The following is a 17,975-nucleotide window of genomic DNA, read 5'->3' on the forward strand; positions in this document are numbered from 1 at the left end:
GCTGCCCGGAGGGGCCTTCATAACATGAATCTTGCCTTTTTATCTCCCGATGCCGGGCTGGAACACGACAACGGGCCCGGGCATCCGGAGTGTCCCGAGCGGCTGACCGCGATCCGCGACCAGCTGGTGGCCGGCGGGCTGGACCCGTGGATCCTGCACCGCGAGGCGCTGCCGGCCGGACGCGCCGACCTGCTGCGGGTCCATACCGAGGCCCACGTGGCGCAGGTGCTGCGGCATGTGCCGGCGGGCGAGCGGATCATGCTCGACGGCGACACCGCGCTGTCCCCCGGCAGCCACGAGGCGGCCCTGCTGGCGGCAGGCGCGGGCATGACCGCGGTGGACTGGGTGATGGGCGCGCAGGGCCGGCGCGCGTTCTGCGCGGTGCGTCCGCCGGGGCACCATGCCCGCGCCGACCGCGCCGCCGGCTTCTGCCTGTTCAACAACGTGGTGATCGCCGCCCGCCACGCGCAGGCTCGCCACGGCATCCGCCGCATCGCCATCGTGGACTTCGACGTGCATCACGGCGATGGCACCGAGTCGCTGGTGGCCGGGGATCCGTCCATCCTGTTCGCGTCGTCCTTCGAGCATCCGGCCTATCCCGGATCGGGCGTAACGCCACTGGGCGATAACTGCCTCAACGTGCCCGTGCCCGGCGGCTCGTCCGGCGGACAGTGGCGCGAAGCGGTGGCCGCGGCCTGGTTCGAGCAGTGGGATGCGTTCGCCCCGGAGCTGGTGCTGGTGTCGGCCGGTTTCGACGCCCACCGCGAGGATGAACTCTCGCGCCTGGCCCTGAGCGAAGACGACTACGCCTGGATCAGCGCGCGCATCGTGGAGCTGGCCGAGCGCCACGGGCAGGGGCGGGTGGTCTCCATGCTGGAAGGCGGTTACGCCCTGCACGCGCTGGGGCGCAGTGCGGTGGCCCACATGCGCGAGCTCGGAGGGCTGTAACCCCCGGCGCTATTCGTGCGCGGCCACGCGGTTGCGGCCGCGACGCTTGGCCTCGTACAGGGCCTCATCGGCGCGCTTGAAGGTGTCCTTCAGCGGTTCCCCTGGCTGGTGCTCCGATACCCCGATGCTGACGGTGACATGGCCGGGGCCCGGGAAGACTGCCTTCCCGACCCGCGAGCGCAGGGTCTCGGCCACCTTGCGGGCGTGCTGCAGATCGGTTGCCGGCAGCAGGATCATGAATTCCTCGCCGCCCCAGCGGCCCACCACATCGGACTTGCGCAGGCGTTCCTGAAGGACCCGCACCAGGGTCTGCAGCACCTCGTCCCCCACGTCGTGGCCGAAGGTGTCGTTGACGGCCTTGAACCGGTCCAGGTCCAGCAGCAGGACCGAGAACGATTCTCCGTGGCGGTCGGACCGACTGGCTTCCTGTTCCAGCAGGCTCTCCAGGTGGCGCCGGTTGGGCACGCCGGTCAGGCGGTCGTGCAGGGCCTGGCGTTCCAGCTCCGCCTCCAGGTGTTTCTGCCGCGAGATGTCGTGGAACACCGCCACGTAGTGTTCCACCGGTCCGTCGTCCCCGGATCGCAGCGCGGTGATGGACATGTACAGGGGGACCCGCGTCCCGTCCTTGCGTCGGTCCCAGACTTCCCCTTCCCAGTGGCCCTGTTCGTCGAGGCGGCCGAACAGGTCGGAATAGAAAGACCGGTCGTGCTCGCCCGATTTCAGCAGTTCCCGCGGGTTGGCGCCGATCGACTCCGCCGCGCTGTAACCGGTGATCTCCTCGAACGCCGGGTTGGCCCGCAGGATTCGCCCGTCGGCGTCGGTGATGAAGATCGCATGGCTGGCGCGGAAGGTCGCCGCCAGCAGTTCCAGCTCTTCCTCCAGTTCGCGGCGTTCGGTGATGTCGACCAGGTAGCCGTGATAGTGATCAACCGCCCCGAATTCATCGCGTTCGATGGTGGTGAAGTCGAGCATCCAGCGCCACCCGCCATCACGGTGGCGCATGCGGTAGGGGCTGTGCTGGAAGTTCGCGCTGCGGTCGTCGGTGTGCGCCAGCACTTCCCGGTCCACGCGTTCGCGATCGTCGGGGTGGACCAGGTCGTTGTGCGGCCTGCGTTCGCCGGCCAGTTCCTGCGGGTCGTAGCCCAGGATCTCGCGTACGTTGGGCGAGACATACTGGATGGGCCAGCCCGGGGCGTTGTCCCAGGCAAAGACCACCGTCGGGCCGGCCATGAACAGGTTGCGCTCGCGTTCCAGCGCCAGGCGCTGTTCGCGCCGCGTCAGCTCGTGGCCGATCCATTGCGCCATCAGGTTGATCAGGTCGCGCTCGAAGGGCACGAAGGCTTCGCGCGGTCGCCGCGCGACAAAGCTCAGCACCGCGCGCAGTTCGCCGTTCACGTGCACCGGCATGCCGAAACATGCGCCGGCCGCGGGCGTGTCCGAGATGCTGCAGCCGTCGGTCCGGGCCTCCGGGGCATGGAAACCCACCGGGCCGGTTTCCGCGAGGGCGTTGTCGCAGAAGGTGGCACCCGTTTCTCCGGCTTCCCGCGGGCCCTCCGGCCACTCGCCGGCGGCCTCCAGGATGCGCCGGCTGCCGTCGTCCACCCGCACCAGGCGGCCGTGGTCCATGGCGAATTCGCGCAGGCCGAGTTCCAGCAGCGCGCGCAGCTTGCCGGCGTCTTCGGTGTCCGCGGTGCTGGTGATCCGGTGCAGCTCCTGCAGCGCGTTCTGCCGGCGCTGCTCCAGGGCCTCGCGCGCCTTCTCCGGGCGGATGTCGCGGATGATGGTGGAGTAGTACTCGGGCTCGCCGTCGCCATCGAAGTGCGCAATGATCCTCTGCGACACGGGTATCTCGTGGCCGTCGACATCCAGCAGCGCGGACTCGCCTTCCCAGAAACCGGTGCGGCGGGCGGTCGGGAGCCCTTCCCGCTGCAGTCGGCGCGTGGCCCATTCGGGGTGAAGCCACTCGCCGGCGCGCTCTCCGGAGAAGTAATCGCGATCCTGTTCCGGGGCCGCGCCACCTTCCGCGCCCGGCAGGCCCAGCATCTCCTTGCCGCCGCGGTTCACGTAGTGGATGCTGCCGTCGGCATCGGCCATGGAGACGAAGTCCGGCGTAGCCTCGAGGATCTGGATCAGGCGTTCGCGGCCGCGCTCGGCCTCGCGCTGCTCGGTGACGTCGATCCCCACCCCCTGGAACCAGGCGGCCCGCCCGTCCGCGTCGAAGAACGCCCGGTTGCTCCACATGATGGTGCGCAGCTCGCCGTCGGCCCGCGGCAGGGTGTTCTCGAAATGTCCCACGGGACGCTCCGGCGTAAAGCTTTCCAGGTGCGCGCGGACCCGCCCGGCGTCCGCCTCCGGGGTCCAGTCCAGCCAGCGCTGGCCCAGCAGTTCTTCCGATGTGCGGCCCAGGTGCTCAAGCATGCTGCGGTTGGCATGCAGCAGCGTGGTGTCCGGGAGGTAGCGGGTGACCAGGTGCGGGTGGTCCTCCACCAGGCTGCGGTACAGCGCCTCCTGCTGTGCCAGTTCGCGGCGCGCGCGGTGGCGGGTCACGGCGTAGACCAGACTGCGCTGAAGCAGGTCTTCGCCCAGCCGGTTCTTGCTGAGGAAATCCTCGGCCCCCGCCTCGATGGTGTGCGCCCCGGTGGCCGCATGGTCATCGCCGGTGAGGACCACCACAGGGAGCTCGCGGGTCGTCGACAGCACCCGCTCCAGGGTCTCATCCGGGTCCGAATCGGGCAGGTTCAGGTCCAGCAGGATCGCGTCGAACGCGGTGGCGTCGCGTGCCAGGTGCTCCCGGGCCTCCTGCAGCCGGCCGCAGTGTGTGGTGTCGAACCGCGTGGTCCCGGTCGGGATTGTCAGCAGATCCCGTACCAGGGCCGCATCACCCATGTTGTCCTCGATCAGCAGAACGCTGAGGGGAGGGGAGTCCTCGGGGCGGGGGATCTCGGACGCTCGGGGCGGCATCGGTTCCTTCCGTGCATGGTTCACGGTCTGCAGGATAACCGCTGCCTGTCGGCGAATACAGCGACGGTGCCCGGGCTCAGGCCGGGGCGGGTGCGGCGGACCACTCCGTCGGGGGCGTCCAGTGTTCCAGCCAGCCCTCCAGCGCGTCCGGCGGCAGCGGGCGGGCGATGGCGTAGCCCTGGCCGTTCTCGCAGCCCATGCCGATCAGGATGCGCCCCTGTTCGACCGTTTCCACGCCCTCGGCCAGGACCAGGCGGTCGAATGCCCGGGCCAGGCCCACCACCGCCTCGATGATCGCCCGGTCATCGGCGTCCTCCAGCATGTCGCGGACATAGCTGCGGTCCATCTTCAGCGCGTTGGCGGGCACGCGCTTGATGTAGGTCAGCGACGAGTAGCCGGTGCCGAAGTCGTCGATGCTCATGGACACGCCCAGTTCGCGGACCGCACGCATGTTCGCCTCCGCCGCCGCGGCGTTGTCGAACGCGGTGCTTTCCAGCACCTCGATCTCGAGATCGGCCCGCGGGATCTCCGGATGGCGATCCAGGATGTTTTCCAGGCGTCGTGGCAGGTCGCCGCTCTCCAGCTGCAGGGCGCCGATATTGACGCTGACCGGCAGATGACGGCCGGCCGCGCGCCAGGCCTCCATCTGGCGCATCGCCTCCTCCAGCATGTACTCGCCGAGCTCGATGGAGACCGGGTCGTTTTCAATGGTCGGGAGGAACTCGCCCGGCGTCAGCAGGCCGTGATCCGGATGCCGCCAGCGCACCAGGGCCTCAACGCCCAGGATGGTGCCGGTGCGCATGTTCACCTTGGGCTGGTATTCCACGCTCAGTTCGTTGCGATGCATCGCCTGGCGGAAGGCGCTGATGGTGCGATGCCGGCTGGCCACCCGCTGGTACTGGCCGTGGTCGAAATATTCCCAGGCCCGGTCGCGGCGCAGCTTGGACTCGTACAGCGCATGGTCGGCCTGGCGCAGGACCGTTTCCGGGTCGAGGCCGCTGCGTGGCGGGCGGATCGAGATCCCCGCGCTGACCGAGACGTTCTCGCTGGCGCCGGCCGGTCCCTTGTCGGACACCGGCACGTGATGCCCGGCCTCGATCACGGTACCCATGATCTCTTCCAGGCGTTCGATCGCCCCGGAGCTGCGCAGCACCAGGATGAACTCGTCGCCGCCGCGGCGTCCGAGCAGGGCATCGTCGTTCAGACGTTCGCGCCAGCGGCGGCTCAGTTCGGCCAGGATCCGGTCCCCGGCCGCCGTGCCCAGGCGGTTGTTGAGAGCACCAAAGTCGTCCACGTCGATGGATATCAGAGCCAGGGCCGTATCGTCGTGCTCGGTGGTGACCTGCTCCAGCGCCTGCATGATCCCGGCCCGGTTGGGCAGGCCCGTCAGCGGATCATTGAACGAACGCCATTCCAGTTCGCGGCGGTGTTCCAGCTCGCGGGTCATGTTCTCGTAGAAGGCGACGCGCAGCCTGCGGCCGTGATCGCGGAGTTCGCCGCCGCGGGTGATGCGGACCGGGACGTCGCGCTGCGTGGCGGTGCGCACCCGGCTGTACAGCGGCGGACTGTCGTGTCCGGCGGGGGCCTCGGGCGGTGCCGTCAGGTGCGCGGCAATCCGCTCGCGCTCGTCGTCCGGGTGCAGATCGGTGATGGGCCGCTGCTTCAGCTCGTCCTCCGCGTGGCCGGTCATCCTGCAGGCGGCGGGGTTGGCGTCGAGTATGCTGCCGTCTTCGGCATCCAGGATCAGCAGGGGGTGGATGAAGCAGTCGAACAGGGTGCGAAAGCGGTTCTCGGCCTCTTCCTGCCCGCGCGAGGCCAGATGCCGGGCGAACTGCGAGACCTGGCGCTCGATATGTACGTAGGTGTTGAGGAGGGATTCCAGACTCGCCGATGACTGTTCGCGGAAATGCCGCGCGGCCCGTTCGCGCGCCTCGGCCACCCCGACCCCGGCTTCCAGTGCGTTGATGGCGGCGGCCATCTGCTTGTCGCTGCGCAGGATGTGCAGGGTCAGCCAGCGGACCAGGAACTCCAGCAGGGGCTGCAGGCGATATTCGTCGGGGCCCTCCAGGGCGGCGATGCGGTCCAGTTCGTCGATGAACCCCGCGTGGGCCTGGCAGTGGCGGGCGAACCATTCGTCGTCGCGGAAGGCCCGTGCCCAGATGCCTTCCTCGGTCTCGAAGTGGTAACGCGCGTAGTCGCGCAGTTCCGCGACGATCCCGTCGGCCGTGGCCTCGTCGGTGCCCTCCAGCACCGTGCGGGCCAGGCGGTTGATGAGGTCCACCAGGTAATGATGCTGGCGGTCCACCTCGGGGATGCGGGTCAGGAATTCATCGCCCCAGGGGAAGATCTCGAATTCGTCCGTGTTCATGGTGCTGCTCCATTTCCCGCTGCCCCTTCTGCATAGAGTGTACGCACCGGAGGGCGGGTTTTCCCACCGGCCGCTTGTGGCAGTCCGGGGAACCCCCGACGGGAGCCGCGGTGCGGCGGGCCACGGTCAGGTCACCGAGACAGGATTCCAGCAGCAGCTCACGGATGATCTCGTGTTCGGGATCGGCACCGGGGCGCCCGCGGCAGTCTTCCGGGCACAGTCGTCCGGATTCCATGAGGTCGGCGAGCTCCCGGCCCTGCCATTCGGCGACCACCCGGCGCGAGTCACGGTCGAGGATGCGGACGCGGGGGGACGGGCATTCCAGCCAGGCATCGAGGGTCAGCATGTGGAGCTCCTTCTTGCAGTAAATGCGAATCGTTCGCATTTAATAGTCGTCGTTCCGGCGGCTGCCGTCAAGTGACGGATGTCTCGTCTTCCCGGGGCCGGCGTTTCCTTCAGGCGTCCAGCCGCAGGACGAGCCGCGGGTCGCCCGCGGCCGGCTGCGGGGAACGGTGCACCGCGGCCTGTCCGGCGCCGCCGGGAAAGCGTTCGCCCTTCATCAGGATCACGTGCCCGCGGGCGATCCGCAGGGGGTCATGGCCGGTGAGCACGCCGTCGTTGTCGCCGCAGCCCAGGCGGCTGCGGTCGACGTGGCGGTCGTCCACGTATTCGGTGCCGGGGCCGGTATAGCTGCACAGCATGCGCAGCTCCAGCTGGTCCACGTGGAACAGCGGGCAGGGTCGGGCCTCCAGCACTTCCAGCTGGGCGCGCAGGATCACGCGCCGGGTGACCACCGCGAAGTTGCGGGCCAGGTGTTCGATGTCGAGGGCCAGGTGATGGATGTCGAACGGCCGCGTTCCCGCCGCCTCCAGCAGGCCGGTGCGGATCTGGTCCGGCCGGCCCCGGAGCTCGAGTTTCAGTCCGGGGCTCTGCTCCGCCAGGGTCTGTGCCTGAAGCCGCAGCTCCTCCGTTTCCGGACGACGCCAGATCAGGGCGTTGACGTCATCGCGCCGGATCCCGTGCAGCTCGGCGGCCCGGTCAATGAAACGATGCCGGGACGCTGCGGTCGCGCGGGTGCGGGGACGGGTGCTCACGAGATCACCTCGGTTTCTTCTTCGGTCTCTTCCGCGCCGTTCTGCAGCCGCCACTCGGGGAAGGGGTCGCGATACTCGCGCCAGGCGTCGGCTCCCGCGGCCAGCTCGTCGTCGTCCAGCAGGCAGGCGTCCAGGCGCTGGCGGATGGTGTCGGGATCCATGTCGATGCCGATCACGACGATCTCCTGGCGACGGTCGCCGTAGCGTTCGTCCCAGTGGGGCGCGACGTGGTCCTGCCACCAGTCGGCGTCCACCGGCCGGCGTTCCGGAGGCACCGAGGCCCACCAGAAGCCGGCGGCGTGATGGGTCAGCGCGCCGCCGGCCTGCGACAGCGTGCCCACCCAGTCCGGTCGCGACGCCAGCCAGAACCAGCCCTTGCTGCGGATCACGCCGGGCCACTCCCGGTGCAGGAGGTCGAAGAAACGCCCGGGGTGGAACGGCCGGGTCGCCCGATAGACGAAGCTGTGGATCCCGTACTCCTCGGTTTCGGGAGTGTGGTTGCCCATCAGTTCCTGCGCCCAGCCCGGGGCCTGGGCCGCGCGGTCGAAATCGAAGCGTCCGGTGCCGAGCAGTTCACGCGGCTGCACTCGTCCATGGTCGATCTCGATTACGTGTGCATTCCGGTTCAGGGCCCGCACTACGCGATGCGCCTGGCGGCGCTGTTCGTCGGTGGCGCGGTCGATCTTGTTCAGCAGGATGACGTCGGCGAACTCGATCTGGTCGACCAGCAGGTCGACGACGGTGCGTTCGTCGTCCTCGCCCAGCGACTCGCCGCGGTCGCTCAGGTCGTCGGGGGAGGCGTAGTCCTGCAGCAGGGAGGCGGTGTCCACCACCGTGACCATGGTGTCCAGACGCGCCACGTCATCCAGCGAGGCATCGTTCTCGTCGCGGAAGGCGAAGGTGCTGGCCACCGGCATTGGTTCGGAGATGCCCGTGGACTCGATCAGCAGGTAATCGTACTGGCCGGATTCGGCCAGGCGGCGTACCTCCACCAGCAGGTCGTCGCGCAGGGTGCAGCAGATGCATCCGTTGCTCATCTCCACGGTGCGGGCGTCGGTGCGCGACACGCCGTCCTGATCACCGTGGTCAACGTGGTCGCCACGCACCAGCGCGCCGTCGATGTTGATCTCGCTCATGTCGTTGACGATCACGGCGATCTTGAGCCCCTCCTGATTGTGCAGCAGATGATTGAGCACGGTGGTCTTGCCGGCGCCGAGGAATCCGGAAAGGACGGTAACGGGCAGACGTTCGGTCATGGCGGGCTCCCGGGGATTGTGTTGGATGTCACTCATGGAACAGATGCTCGGTCGCTTCCATGCGCTCCTTGGCCTCCACGCTCAGCGTGGCGGTGGGTCGGGCCAGGAGTCGGGGCAGGCCGATGGGGTCCCCGGTCTGCTCGCAGAAGCCGTAATCGCCGGTCTCGATGCGATAGAGGGCCTCGTCGATCTTCTTCAGCAGCCGGTTTTCGCGTCCCCGAATCCGCAGTTCGAGCTGGCGGTTTTCCTCTTCGCTGGCGCGGTCGAGTTCGTCCGCGGCCTGACTGCTCTGGCGCAGATCGCTGCGCACCTGCTCGATATCGTCGAGGACCTGTTCACGCATGGCCTGCAGGCGTGCGCGGAAGAACTCGAGCTGCTGCGGGTTCATGTAAGCCTCCTCGGGCATCGCGAGGAGCTCGTCTTCGGTGCGGGGGGTGTTATGGATCGTCTCGCTCATGGCGTTACAATATAACGTTACTGACCCACGGTCACAACGGCCCCGCGCCGGTGACCCGAACCCTTGCGGGAGATACGATGGATTCAGCCAGCGACCACCGGAGCACCGACCTGCCGGACGTGGCGACCGGGACATCGCGCCGCGCCTCGACCCTCGACTGGGTGGGCATGGAGCGCATCGCACTGCCCCTTCAGGTGGCCGGGCAGCCGGTCGCCGCGCGCGCCGATGCCGGGGTCAGCCTCGACGATCCGGAGGCCCGCGGCATCCACATGTCGCGGCTGTATCTGGCCCTGCGCATGCTGATCCACCGCGAGCTGGACTGCGCTCGGCTGGGCCACGTGCTGGATGCGTTCCTCGAGTCGCACGAGGGGCTTTCGGGGCGCGCCGCGCTGGCTCTGGAGGGCGAGGCGTTACTGGAGCGCCCGGCCATGGTCAGCCCCCTGGCGGGCTGGAAGGCGTATCCGTTTCGCGTGGATACGGAAAAGGACGACCGCGGTACGCAGATCCGCCTCGGGATCGAGATCGGGTATTCCTCGACCTGTCCCTGCTCGGCGGCACTCGCCCGCCAGGCCATCCAGGAACGCTATGATCAGGACTTCGGGACGGCGCCGCCGGATCCGGACCGGCTGCGTGAATGGCTGGGCAGCGAGGCGGGCATCATGGCGACACCGCACAGCCAGCGCAGCCGGGCGTGGGTGGAGGTGGGCCTGCGGCCGGATGCCGAGACCTTTCCGTTCCGCTTTCTGGTCGATCGGGTCGAGCAGGCGCTGGGCACCGCGCTGCAGACCGCGGTCAAGCGCGCCGACGAGCAGGCGTTTGCGGTGGCCAACGGTGCGAACCCGATGTTCTGCGAGGATGCCGCGCGGCGACTCGACGAGGCCCTGGAGGCCCCGTTCGGGGCGCGCGGTTACCGCATCCACGTGCGCCACGAGGAGAGCCTGCATGCGCACGATGCGGTGGCGCGGGTCGAGCGGCCGCCGCGCGGGGCCTGAGGCCGGGCAGCAGGGCTATTCCTGTTCTCCGGCCTGTTCTCCGGCCTGACCGTAGAAGCGCTGCAGCGGGTCCTCGAAGCTGCGGTGACGGTCGGCCATGGGCTCCGCCGAGATCAGATAGTCGGCGCCGTACTTGAGTCCTTCCTTCTGCCGGGCGATCGGCAGGGCACGGGCGCGTAGCTGCTCGATGTAGCCACGCATGGACTCGGCGGTGTCCGGATCGGTGAAATGATCCAGTTGGCGCAGCGCGAGGTCGAGCTGCCCGTTCACGAAGCGTTCGCGGTAGCGGATCGGGAAGTAGCGCGTCTCCATCACCCGGAAGCCCGCCTGGCCCAGCTGGCGGAGCACCCAGGGGGAGGGATACTCGCGGTACGGCATGCCGCCGCTCAGCAGCAGACAGGCATCGCGGACGCGGCCGATCTCGCGCACCAGGCGTCCGGCCTCGGTGTCGGGTTTGCTGGGCACGTAGGGCTCCACGCCGATGATGTACAGCCGCTGGCCGACATGCGGGCGGATGCGGTGCAGGGCCTGCTCCTGCCAGTAGGGGGAGAAGCCCTCGATGGCACCGATGAAGTAGTCCAGCAGCACGGTGTCGAAGCGCTCGCCGTACAGCAGGTGTTCGGAGTGCCAGGTGCCCACCAGCACGCGGTCCTGTGGCCGGCGCCGGTCGCCCGCGGCCTCCTGCACGGTGCGCGCCATGTTCTGCGAGGCGGTGATGGCGGTCCAGCGTTCGGTGTCGAGCGCGGTGATCCACTCGATGGACTTGCGGCCGGTCCCGGCATCGAGAAAGCTGCCCCAGGGCAGCGATCCCTGCATCTGCTCGATGGCCTGAAAGATCGGCGAGCTCGTACCCGAGCCCTGCGGGTTTTCACTCATGGTTGCATTCCTTGGTTGCAGAGGGAGATCGGAGAATCAGTGTGTGCGCCGCAGGGCGGCGTCCGCCCGGGCCAGCAGAGCCAGAAGCAGCAGCACGACCACCAGCACCGGTGCAAAGGGTTGATCCAGTGGCAGGCTGAGGCTCCACGCGACCAGGAAGCCCGCAATCGCCAGGCCCTGGGTCCACAGGAGCGCCCCGGTCAGGCCGCGAGCCAGAAAGGCCGCCCCCCAGGCCGGCAGCAGCAGGGTGGCCAGTGCCGCGGGCATGCCCAGCACCATGCTCCCGAGGACGATCACGGCGACCAGCCATGCGGTCTCCAGCCAGCGCGCGACCGCCGGCGGTGCCGGCGCGGCGGAAACGTCCGGGGCGAGCTGGGCGTGCAGCCAGACCCGGCGCAGCCAGGGCCACAGGATCCCACTGGCTACCCCGGCGACCACCACCGTGATCAGCTCGTTCGGGCCGGCGAAATACAGCTGTCCCTCGGCCCAGGCGGCCGCCGCGATGCTTGCCTGCGAGAAATTGGCCGCCAGCAGCGTGACCGCGGCCAGCCCGCCCAGGAACAGCGCCAGCGGCAGGCGCTCGGTATCGCGTACCCGCTGCAGCAGGGCCATCACCCCGGCCCCCAGGGCCAGCGCGACCGGCAGCACCGGCCAGTGCAGGACCGAGGCCAGTACGCCACCGGCGGCGGCCCACTGGCCCAGCGCCAGCGCCTGCCAGACCGAGCCGCGCAGGAACAGGCCGCTGCCCGCCAGCGCCAGCACCAGCGTGATCAGGAATCCCGCCACGAAAGGCGTCAGCAGCAGTTCAGTCATGGGCGTCGAGGTAGTCCTGCAGGGGGTGGCGTTCGACGCCGAGGGTGCCCAGCAGTTCGTCGTCGTGGCTGGTCATGACCAGAGTGGCGCTCGCGGGCAGGGCGGTGATCAGTTCCACCGCGTCGGCGCGGACCTCGGCATCCAGGTGGTTGGCGGGTTCGTCCAGCAGCACCAGGTGGGGGCGGCTGGTGTCGCGGTCGGCGGCCTCAACGGGCGCCAGTACGGAGGCCAGGCGCAGGAGCTGCCACTGGCCGCCGCTGAGTTGATCCAGACGCCGGCGCAGCAGCGCCCGGATGCGAGGGTGTTCGGGCACGCGCGTACCCATGGCCCGGAACCAGTCGTGTCCGGAAAGGGGCCATGGGTACGGGCGCGGATGATCCTGGGCCAGCAGGCTGATGCGGGTGCCGGGAGCGGTGGTGAGCCGCCCCCCGTGCACCCGCGCCTGCCCCGTCAGGCATTTGAGCAGCAGCGACTTGCCGGACCCGTTGGGGCCGGCGAGCGCCCAGCGTGCCCCGCCCGGGACCGCAAGACTGAGCGGCCCGAGGACGGGGCGGTCAAAGCCCGGGCGCGCGGCCCGGGCCTCGATGACGGGGGAGTCGGACATCCGCGCAGCCTAGCGGGTGCGGAAGGTGGATGCCCAGGTTTCCATCAGCTCGAGGTAGCCGTCCAGGCCGGCGTCCTGCGGCGGATCCAGCGGTACGGCGTGGCTGTCCCAGCCGAGTTCGCGCTCGAGGAATTCGGCACCGCGCGGGGGCTGGAACTCGGCGTACAGCACGTGACCGTCCATGTCTTCCAGCTCGCCGACCAGGCTCTGCAGGTGGCGACCGGTGGGCGGGATACCCGGTGCCGGTTCGAGGTAGCCGACGACCGTGGCGGGCAGCCATTCCTCGAGATAGTCGAGGTCTTCGTGATAGACCACGATGTTCTGGTCGGGTGCCAGCTCACTGGCGAGATGCTCGGCATGCTCGCGCAGCCGCTGCGCGGTCTCTTCCGCGCGTTCGCGATAGACGTCCGCATTGGCGGAGTCGAGCTCCGCGAGCCGCTCGCCCAGGGCCAGGCCGATTTCCGCCATGCGCAGGGGGTCGACATTGAAATGCGGATTGCCCTCTTCATGGACGTGGCCCATGTTGGGCCCGTCCTGGGTGATGGAGCGGCGCAGATCGACCTTGCCGGCGGCGTAGAAATGCCCGCGCTGGCCCTGGTTGATGGCCGGGTTGGACGCACCGCGGGTGGCGGCCGGCAGCCAGCCTTCTTCCAGCCCGGCGCCCAGTTCCAGCAGCAGGTCGGCGTTGCGCAGGGCGGCCATGAAGCTGGGCCGGGCATCCAGATAGTGGGCGTCGCGGTCGGGCGCCGCCAGGACACGCACGCGGGTTTCGTCGCCGCCGATTTCACGCGCAAGCGCTCCCAGGCTGGAGGTCGTGGCGACCACGTTGAGCTCGTCCGCGGAGGCCTGCGCGGGCAGGAACAGGGCGGTGGCGAGTGCGGCGCCGGTCAGGGCGGAGAGCCCGATGGCCGGACGTTGCTGCGGGGTCTTGCGGTTTTTCATGGGTACTCCTTGAAAAATGCAGGTTTTGCGCGAGGCCCGTGGCGGGGCCTCGCGCTCCGTAACGGGGTGCCGGGACTCGCTGGCGGGCCCCGACGGATCGATCAGAAGCGGTGCGCGCCGTGGGCGCCCAGCGCCACGTTCACCTGGAACATGAATTCGAGGCCGCGATCGCGGTCGCCATGATCGTCGACGAAGTCGTTCTGCGTGAGCTGCGCGCGCAGGAACACCGGCTCCACCGGACGGAAGGTGACCTGGGCCGAATGGCGGTACGAGGTGTCCATCGATTCGATCGTGAAGTATTCGTCCCCGTGGTGATGGCTGCCCTCGACCGCGTCGTTGGTCAGACCGAGGGCTTCGGTCCGCAGACCGGCCTGCCAGCGGGGAGCGAAGCCGTAGATGCCCTCGACATAGAGACCGTCCTGCTTCTCGGTCAGGCTGTCCGTCCCTTCCCAGTGCATATGGGTGTGGTGGCCATGGCCGTGTTCGTGGCCGTCAAACTGGTCCAGGCTGCGGCGGACGTAGAAATATTCGCCCTTCACGTTCCAGTCGCCGTGGCCGTAGGCACGGCCGGAGTCGTACTTGTAGACCGCGTCCAGGCCGGCGAACCAGGCATCGCCTTCAAGGGCGTGGCCATGGTCACCATGGATTTCGGTCACCCCGGTCTGGGTGACATAGCCGCCGGAAACGCCGAACCGGGCGGCATGATCGGGGCCGAAATCGGGCCCGACCCTGGCGAAAGCGGTGGCGATGCGCGGCCCGCTCTTCTCCGAGACCGGGCCGTCATCGAACGCGGCGATGCCGCCGTCCTGATCCCCCTGCAGGAGCTCCACGCCCAGCTGGGTGTAGGTCTCCGTCGGTGCGACCCAGGTCCCCTGCACGCCGATTTCCTGCAGGCCGTGGTCGCCGAACAGGTATTCGTTTACCAGCGGGCGGTCGACGAAATCCCAGTCGTGGACGTGGCGGCTGTTGATGTAGCCGATATCCGACAGGAACTTGCCTGCCTTCAGCTGGAGGCCGGCCGGCAGGGAGCGGGTGGTCAGATAGGCCTCCTCGACCTCGATGTCGCTGTCGTCGAAGCCGATCATCAGGGTGCCGTCCAGCAGGCCGCCCAGGTCGGCCTCGAACACCAGTTCGTTGTGGCCGAGATTGAAACCGTCGTCGAAGGAATGGTCGTGATCATGGCCGTGGCCATGGTCATGGCTATGCCCGTCGTCGAACCCGGCGGGTGTGTCGATCCCTTCGCTCATCTCGTTGTAGTAGATCCCTTCCAGGATCAGCGAGATGTCCATGCCCCAGTCCGATCCCGAGTCGTCCTGGGCCTGGGCGGCGGCCAGGGCCGGCGTGGCGCAGGCCAGAACGGTCAGGCCCGTGAGGGCGTTGCGATGGTGTCGCGCGTTCAGCATGTCTTTTCTCCCCTTGTGAACACTGATTGCCTCCGTCCATCGCTATTAAGACGTTATAGCGTAACGAACGAGCACAAGAACGATATAATGTAACAATAGAGCGGTACAAGGGGCCGTCACCCCGGTGGGGGCAATGCCGGGAGGGAGAACGGAAAAAAGGAGCCGCCCGTTACAGCGGGCGGCCAAGCGTAGCGGAGGTTGGAGAGACAGGGGAGCGAAGAGGCCCCGGTCCCGGCGACACGCCAGAGTCCGACAACAATCGCGCATCTAAGTGAGAATTATATGCATCCGCGTTTGGGTGTCAACGTGGCCGATTCCAATGGCGCGGTTCATCGACCCAGCGGGGCGGCGGGTTGCCGGGGCTCAGGGCGCCGGGGCGCCCAGCCCGGCCTCGCGGAAGGCCTCGGCCCAGCGTTCAAGCTTGGCCTCGAGGCCCAGTCGGGCATTGGCCGGGCTGGTGGAGGGCAGGCGCACCGCGCTGACGCCCAGCGCCCGGGTCTCGCCGATGCGGCGGGCGCTTTCCGCGCCGTTGTGGACGATCAGCCGCAGGCCGGGGGCCTCGCGTGTCAGCCGACCGAGATCGTTGGGCTGCGGGTTGCGGATGGCGCTGTCCAGACTGCCCTCGCGTGCGCAGGTGCCGTAGATGTCCCACAGCCCGACCCCGCAGTCGAGCAGCCGGGCGTAGCGCTCCGGCCAGGGCAGTTCCGGGAACGGCGGTCCGAGGATGCGCGCCATGATCGGCCAGAACTGGTTGCGCGGATGGGCGTAATAGGCGGCCGCCTCCAGCGAGGCGACCCCGGGGAAACTGCCCAGCACCACGGCCCGGGTATCCGCGCGCAGCACGGGCTCGAACGCCCGCAACTCCGGACTGGAAAGCGGCACGGTCATCCCCGGAGCACTTCGGGCCGAAAGGTCAGGTCGACTGACAGTCGCGGCACAGGCCGTGGAGTTCCACGGTGCGGGTCTCGATGGCGAAGCCGGTCTCGGCCGCGGCGGCCTCCAGGGCATGGCTGGCGGTGTCCGGGGTGTGGAACTCGATGATCTGGCCGCAGCCGTCGCAGATCATCAGCGCGGATTCGTGGCGTTCCCCGGGGTGGCTGCAGGCGACGAAGCCGTTAAGGCTCTCGATGCGGTGGATCAGGCCCTGCTCCAGCAGGAAGGCGAGGGTACGGTAGACCGTCGGCGGCTTGATGCTGCGGTCCTCGGACGACAGCGCGTGGATCAGGTCGTAGGCCTTGATCACGCCGTCGGTGCGCAGGATCTGTTCGAGGATGCGGCGGCGCTGCTCGGTCAGGCGCGCGCCGCGCCGGGTGCAGACCCGCTCGGCCTCGTTCAGGGCCTGCTGGATTGCGGCGTCGTCGGTGGTGTGCTGGCGGGTGGCCGTGGTCATGCCGCCAAGCTTAATCCATATGCACGCGCGGGGGCGAACACGGTCCGGAGCGCTTACTGCAGCAGCGACAGCGGAGGGGCCTCGGCGTCGGCGTCTTCCCCGGGATCGCGATGATGATAGACCACGCTGTTGCGGCCCACGTGCTTGGCATCATAGAGCGCGTTGTCCAGCCGCTTGAGCAGGGTATCGGCATCGTCGTCCGGGTGGATGACGGTGACCCCGAGGCTGACGGTCACGTGCCCCGCCCCCTCGAACGCCGTGGCGGCCACTTCGCGGCGCAGCCGCTCCGCCATCCGCCGGGCGCCGTCGGGGCCGGTTTCCGGCAGCAGCACGACGAACTCCTCGCCGCCCCAGCGGGCAAGGAAATCGGTCCGGCGCAGGGCGTCGGTTGCCCGGCGCGACAGCTCGACCAGTACGCGGTCGCCGGCGTCGTGGCCGCAGGTATCGTTGAGACGCTTGAAATGGTCAATGTCGAACAGGATCGCTCCCGCGTCGGTTCCGTAGCGACGCGTGCGGGCGAGGGCGCGCTCCAGCTCGGCATCGAAGCGCTGGCGGTTGAACAGGCCGGTCAGGCGGTCAGTCGTCGCCTCCCGTTCCAGTTCCGCCTCCAGGCGCTTCTGCTCCGAGATGTCGTGGAACACCGCAACGTAGTATTCGAGCTGGCCGGCCTCGTTGTGCACCGCGCTGATGGTCTCCCACTGGGGATACACCGTCCCGTCGCGCCGGCGGTTCCAGATCTCGCCTTCCCATTGCCCGCGGGTCTGCAGTTCCGTCCACATGCGGTGATAGAACTCCAGGTCCTGATGACCGGACTGCAGGATGCGCGGGTTTTCGCCCAGGACCTCCTCCTCGGCGTATCCGGTAATGCGGGTAAAGGCCGGGTTGGTGCGCAGGATCCGGCCGTCGGGGCCGGTGACCAGGATCGCCTGGGCGCTGTCGAAGGCGGCGGCCATCAGGCGCAGTTCGCGCTGGCTGCGGTAGCGCTCCATGGCATAGCGCAGGGCGCGCGACAGCAGGTCGGGCTGCAGCTCGTCCTTGGGCAGGAAATCCTGGGCCCCCAGGCGAATCGCCCCGGTGCCGGTGCCATGTTCCTGGTGGCCGGTCATGACCACCACCGGCACGCCGGCGCTCGCCTTCAGCAGCAGGCGCAGGGTGTCCAGGCCCTGGGAGTCGGGCAGTCCCAGGTCCAGCAGGGCAACGCTGAAGGGACGCTCCTTCAGCAGCTGCAGGGCCTGATCCAGGCGGCCGGCGCGTTCCACCGTGTACCCCGGGTCGGCGACTTCCTCCAGCAGGTCCTCGACCAGGTCGGCGTCGGCCGGGTTGTCCTCGACCAGCAGGAGCCGATGCCGGGTCATGGGCACATCCGGGACGGGTCCGACGGGGGCAGGCCCGCGCGCGAAGGCAGGCAGACGCTGTCGATCCAGAAATCGCCCAGACACCGGATCAGTTCGAGGAATTCGTCGAAATCCACCGGCTTGGTCAGGAAGGCATTGGCCCGATGGGTGTACGAATGCACGACGTCGTCCGGTGCCGAGGAGGTGGTCAGGACCACGATCGGCAGGGTCTGCAGCTGCGGATCGTTCTTGACCGCGCTCAGCACCTGACGGCCGTCCATGCGGGGCATGTTGAGATCCAGCAGCAGCAGGTCGGCCCGGGGTGCGTCGGCGTACGGACCTTCGCCGCGCAGATAGGCCATGGCCTCCACCCCGTCGCGTACCGGGCGCAGGTCGGCCGAGAATTGATGGTGCTCGAAGGCCTCCTGCAGGAGCTCGACGTCTTCCGGCGAGTCTTCGGCCAGGAGGATGGTGACGGGTTTCATCGGTTACGGTCCGGTGCTGGCAATTCTGAAGTTGACGGTAGTCTATCGATTG

General features: G+C 68.7%; 17 protein-coding genes. 2 read left to right on the forward strand and 15 right to left on the reverse strand.

The features are described from left to right. Positions 1 to 24 precede the first annotated feature (24 nt). Positions 25 to 948 (forward strand): histone deacetylase family protein, encoded by a 924-nt coding sequence (locus F573_RS0111120; protein WP_019022641.1) that lies wholly within the window; start codon positions 25 to 27, stop codon positions 946 to 948. A 9-nt stretch (positions 949 to 957) separates the two neighbouring features. Here F573_RS0111120 and F573_RS0111125 read toward each other — a convergent pair whose 3' ends face one another. From F573_RS0111125 to dksA, 6 genes are all read right to left on the reverse strand, one after another. Further along, positions 958 to 3,909 (reverse strand): PAS domain S-box protein, encoded by a 2,952-nt coding sequence (locus tag F573_RS0111125; protein WP_019022642.1) that lies wholly within the window; start codon positions 3,907 to 3,909, stop codon positions 958 to 960. A 76-nt stretch (positions 3,910 to 3,985) separates the two neighbouring features. Beyond that, positions 3,986 to 6,277, reverse strand: a complete 2,292-nt coding sequence (locus tag F573_RS0111130) for a bifunctional diguanylate cyclase/phosphodiesterase (RefSeq protein WP_019022643.1) — start codon at positions 6,275 to 6,277, stop codon at positions 3,986 to 3,988. Next, positions 6,237 to 6,623: a hypothetical protein gene (locus F573_RS0111135; protein ID WP_019022644.1), complete on the reverse strand. Its 387-nt coding sequence runs from the start codon at positions 6,621 to 6,623 to the stop codon at positions 6,237 to 6,239. Before F573_RS0111135 ends, F573_RS0111130 begins: the two co-directional genes overlap by 41 nt. Positions 6,624 to 6,732: 109 nt before the next feature. Continuing rightward, positions 6,733 to 7,371 (reverse strand): DUF1826 domain-containing protein, encoded by a 639-nt coding sequence (locus tag F573_RS0111140; protein ID WP_019022645.1) that lies wholly within the window; start codon positions 7,369 to 7,371, stop codon positions 6,733 to 6,735. Continuing rightward, positions 7,368 to 8,627 (reverse strand): zinc metallochaperone GTPase ZigA, encoded by a 1,260-nt coding sequence (zigA, locus tag F573_RS0111145; RefSeq protein WP_019022646.1) that lies wholly within the window; start codon positions 8,625 to 8,627, stop codon positions 7,368 to 7,370. The genes F573_RS0111140 and zigA overlap by 4 nt, the downstream gene beginning before the upstream one ends. Before the next feature lie 28 nt (positions 8,628 to 8,655). Continuing rightward, a complete protein-coding gene (dksA, locus tag F573_RS0111150; protein WP_019022647.1) occupies positions 8,656 to 9,084 on the reverse strand; it encodes an RNA polymerase-binding protein DksA in 429 nt (142 codons plus the stop codon). 77 nt (positions 9,085 to 9,161) lie between these two features. On the opposite strand from dksA, the gene folE2 reads away from it, so the two are divergent. Beyond that, positions 9,162 to 10,076 (forward strand): GTP cyclohydrolase FolE2, encoded by a 915-nt coding sequence (folE2, locus tag F573_RS0111155; RefSeq protein ID WP_019022648.1) that lies wholly within the window; start codon positions 9,162 to 9,164, stop codon positions 10,074 to 10,076. 15 nt (positions 10,077 to 10,091) lie between these two features. Here folE2 and F573_RS0111160 read toward each other — a convergent pair whose 3' ends face one another. From F573_RS0111160 to F573_RS0111200, 9 genes are all read right to left on the reverse strand, one after another. After that, a complete protein-coding gene (locus tag F573_RS0111160) occupies positions 10,092 to 10,952 on the reverse strand; it encodes a class I SAM-dependent methyltransferase (protein ID WP_019022649.1) in 861 nt (286 codons plus the stop codon). 36 nt (positions 10,953 to 10,988) lie between these two features. Continuing rightward, complete coding sequence (locus F573_RS0111165) at positions 10,989 to 11,765, reverse strand: metal ABC transporter permease (RefSeq protein WP_019022650.1); 777 nt, start codon at positions 11,763 to 11,765, stop codon at positions 10,989 to 10,991. After that, positions 11,758 to 12,369 carry an ABC transporter ATP-binding protein gene (locus tag F573_RS0111170; RefSeq protein WP_019022651.1) on the reverse strand — a complete coding sequence of 204 codons (612 nt, stop codon included), beginning with the start codon at positions 12,367 to 12,369 and terminating at the stop codon, positions 11,758 to 11,760. The genes F573_RS0111165 and F573_RS0111170 overlap by 8 nt, the downstream gene beginning before the upstream one ends. A 9-nt stretch (positions 12,370 to 12,378) precedes the next feature. Then, a complete protein-coding gene (locus F573_RS0111175) occupies positions 12,379 to 13,311 on the reverse strand; it encodes a metal ABC transporter substrate-binding protein (RefSeq protein ID WP_019022652.1) in 933 nt (310 codons plus the stop codon). A 101-nt stretch (positions 13,312 to 13,412) separates the two neighbouring features. Beyond that, positions 13,413 to 14,714, reverse strand: a complete 1,302-nt coding sequence (locus tag F573_RS0111180; RefSeq protein WP_019022653.1) for a hypothetical protein — start codon at positions 14,712 to 14,714, stop codon at positions 13,413 to 13,415. Positions 14,715 to 15,077: 363 nt separating this feature from the next. Next, a complete protein-coding gene (locus tag F573_RS0111185) occupies positions 15,078 to 15,602 on the reverse strand; it encodes a DNA-deoxyinosine glycosylase (protein ID WP_019022654.1) in 525 nt (174 codons plus the stop codon). A gap of 25 nt (positions 15,603 to 15,627) precedes the next feature. Then, entirely contained in the window at positions 15,628 to 16,104 is a 477-nt protein-coding gene (locus tag F573_RS0111190) for a transcriptional repressor (protein WP_019022655.1), read from the reverse strand. 53 nt (positions 16,105 to 16,157) lie between these two features. Next, positions 16,158 to 17,459: a diguanylate cyclase gene (locus tag F573_RS0111195; RefSeq protein ID WP_019022656.1), complete on the reverse strand. Its 1,302-nt coding sequence runs from the start codon at positions 17,457 to 17,459 to the stop codon at positions 16,158 to 16,160. Further along, positions 17,456 to 17,923: a response regulator gene (locus F573_RS0111200; RefSeq protein WP_019022657.1), complete on the reverse strand. Its 468-nt coding sequence runs from the start codon at positions 17,921 to 17,923 to the stop codon at positions 17,456 to 17,458. The genes F573_RS0111195 and F573_RS0111200 overlap by 4 nt, the downstream gene beginning before the upstream one ends. Positions 17,924 to 17,975 lie beyond the last annotated feature (52 nt).

The organism is Thioalkalivibrio sp. ALE23 (genome assembly GCF_000378545.1).
GTDB lineage: Bacteria > Pseudomonadota > Gammaproteobacteria > Ectothiorhodospirales > Ectothiorhodospiraceae > Thioalkalivibrio.

Bases quoted from the DNA above. Each gene is read 5' to 3' on its own strand.
- F573_RS0111170 (WP_019022651.1), bottom strand. From the start codon at position 12,369: ATGTCCGACTCCCCCGTCATCGAGGCCCGGGCCGCGCGCCCGGGCTTT.
- zigA (WP_019022646.1), bottom strand. From the start codon at position 8,627: ATGACCGAACGTCTGCCCGTTACCGTCCTTTCCGGATTCCTCGGCGCC.
- F573_RS0111120 (WP_019022641.1), top strand. From the start codon at position 25: ATGAATCTTGCCTTTTTATCTCCCGATGCCGGGCTGGAACACGACAAC.
- F573_RS0111165 (WP_019022650.1), bottom strand. From the start codon at position 11,765: ATGACTGAACTGCTGCTGACGCCTTTCGTGGCGGGATTCCTGATCACG.
- F573_RS0111130 (WP_019022643.1), bottom strand. From the start codon at position 6,277: ATGAACACGGACGAATTCGAGATCTTCCCCTGGGGCGATGAATTCCTG.
- dksA (WP_019022647.1), bottom strand. From the start codon at position 9,084: ATGAGCGAGACGATCCATAACACCCCCCGCACCGAAGACGAGCTCCTC.
- F573_RS0111160 (WP_019022649.1), bottom strand. From the start codon at position 10,952: ATGAGTGAAAACCCGCAGGGCTCGGGTACGAGCTCGCCGATCTTTCAG.
- F573_RS0111125 (WP_019022642.1), bottom strand. From the start codon at position 3,909: ATGCCGCCCCGAGCGTCCGAGATCCCCCGCCCCGAGGACTCCCCTCCC.
- folE2 (WP_019022648.1), top strand. From the start codon at position 9,162: ATGGATTCAGCCAGCGACCACCGGAGCACCGACCTGCCGGACGTGGCG.
- F573_RS0111185 (WP_019022654.1), bottom strand. From the start codon at position 15,602: ATGACCGTGCCGCTTTCCAGTCCGGAGTTGCGGGCGTTCGAGCCCGTG.
- F573_RS0111190 (WP_019022655.1), bottom strand. From the start codon at position 16,104: ATGACCACGGCCACCCGCCAGCACACCACCGACGACGCCGCAATCCAG.
- F573_RS0111180 (WP_019022653.1), bottom strand. From the start codon at position 14,714: ATGCTGAACGCGCGACACCATCGCAACGCCCTCACGGGCCTGACCGTT.
- F573_RS0111135 (WP_019022644.1), bottom strand. From the start codon at position 6,623: ATGCTGACCCTCGATGCCTGGCTGGAATGCCCGTCCCCCCGCGTCCGC.
- F573_RS0111195 (WP_019022656.1), bottom strand. From the start codon at position 17,459: ATGACCCGGCATCGGCTCCTGCTGGTCGAGGACAACCCGGCCGACGCC.
- F573_RS0111200 (WP_019022657.1), bottom strand. From the start codon at position 17,923: ATGAAACCCGTCACCATCCTCCTGGCCGAAGACTCGCCGGAAGACGTC.
- F573_RS0111175 (WP_019022652.1), bottom strand. From the start codon at position 13,311: ATGAAAAACCGCAAGACCCCGCAGCAACGTCCGGCCATCGGGCTCTCC.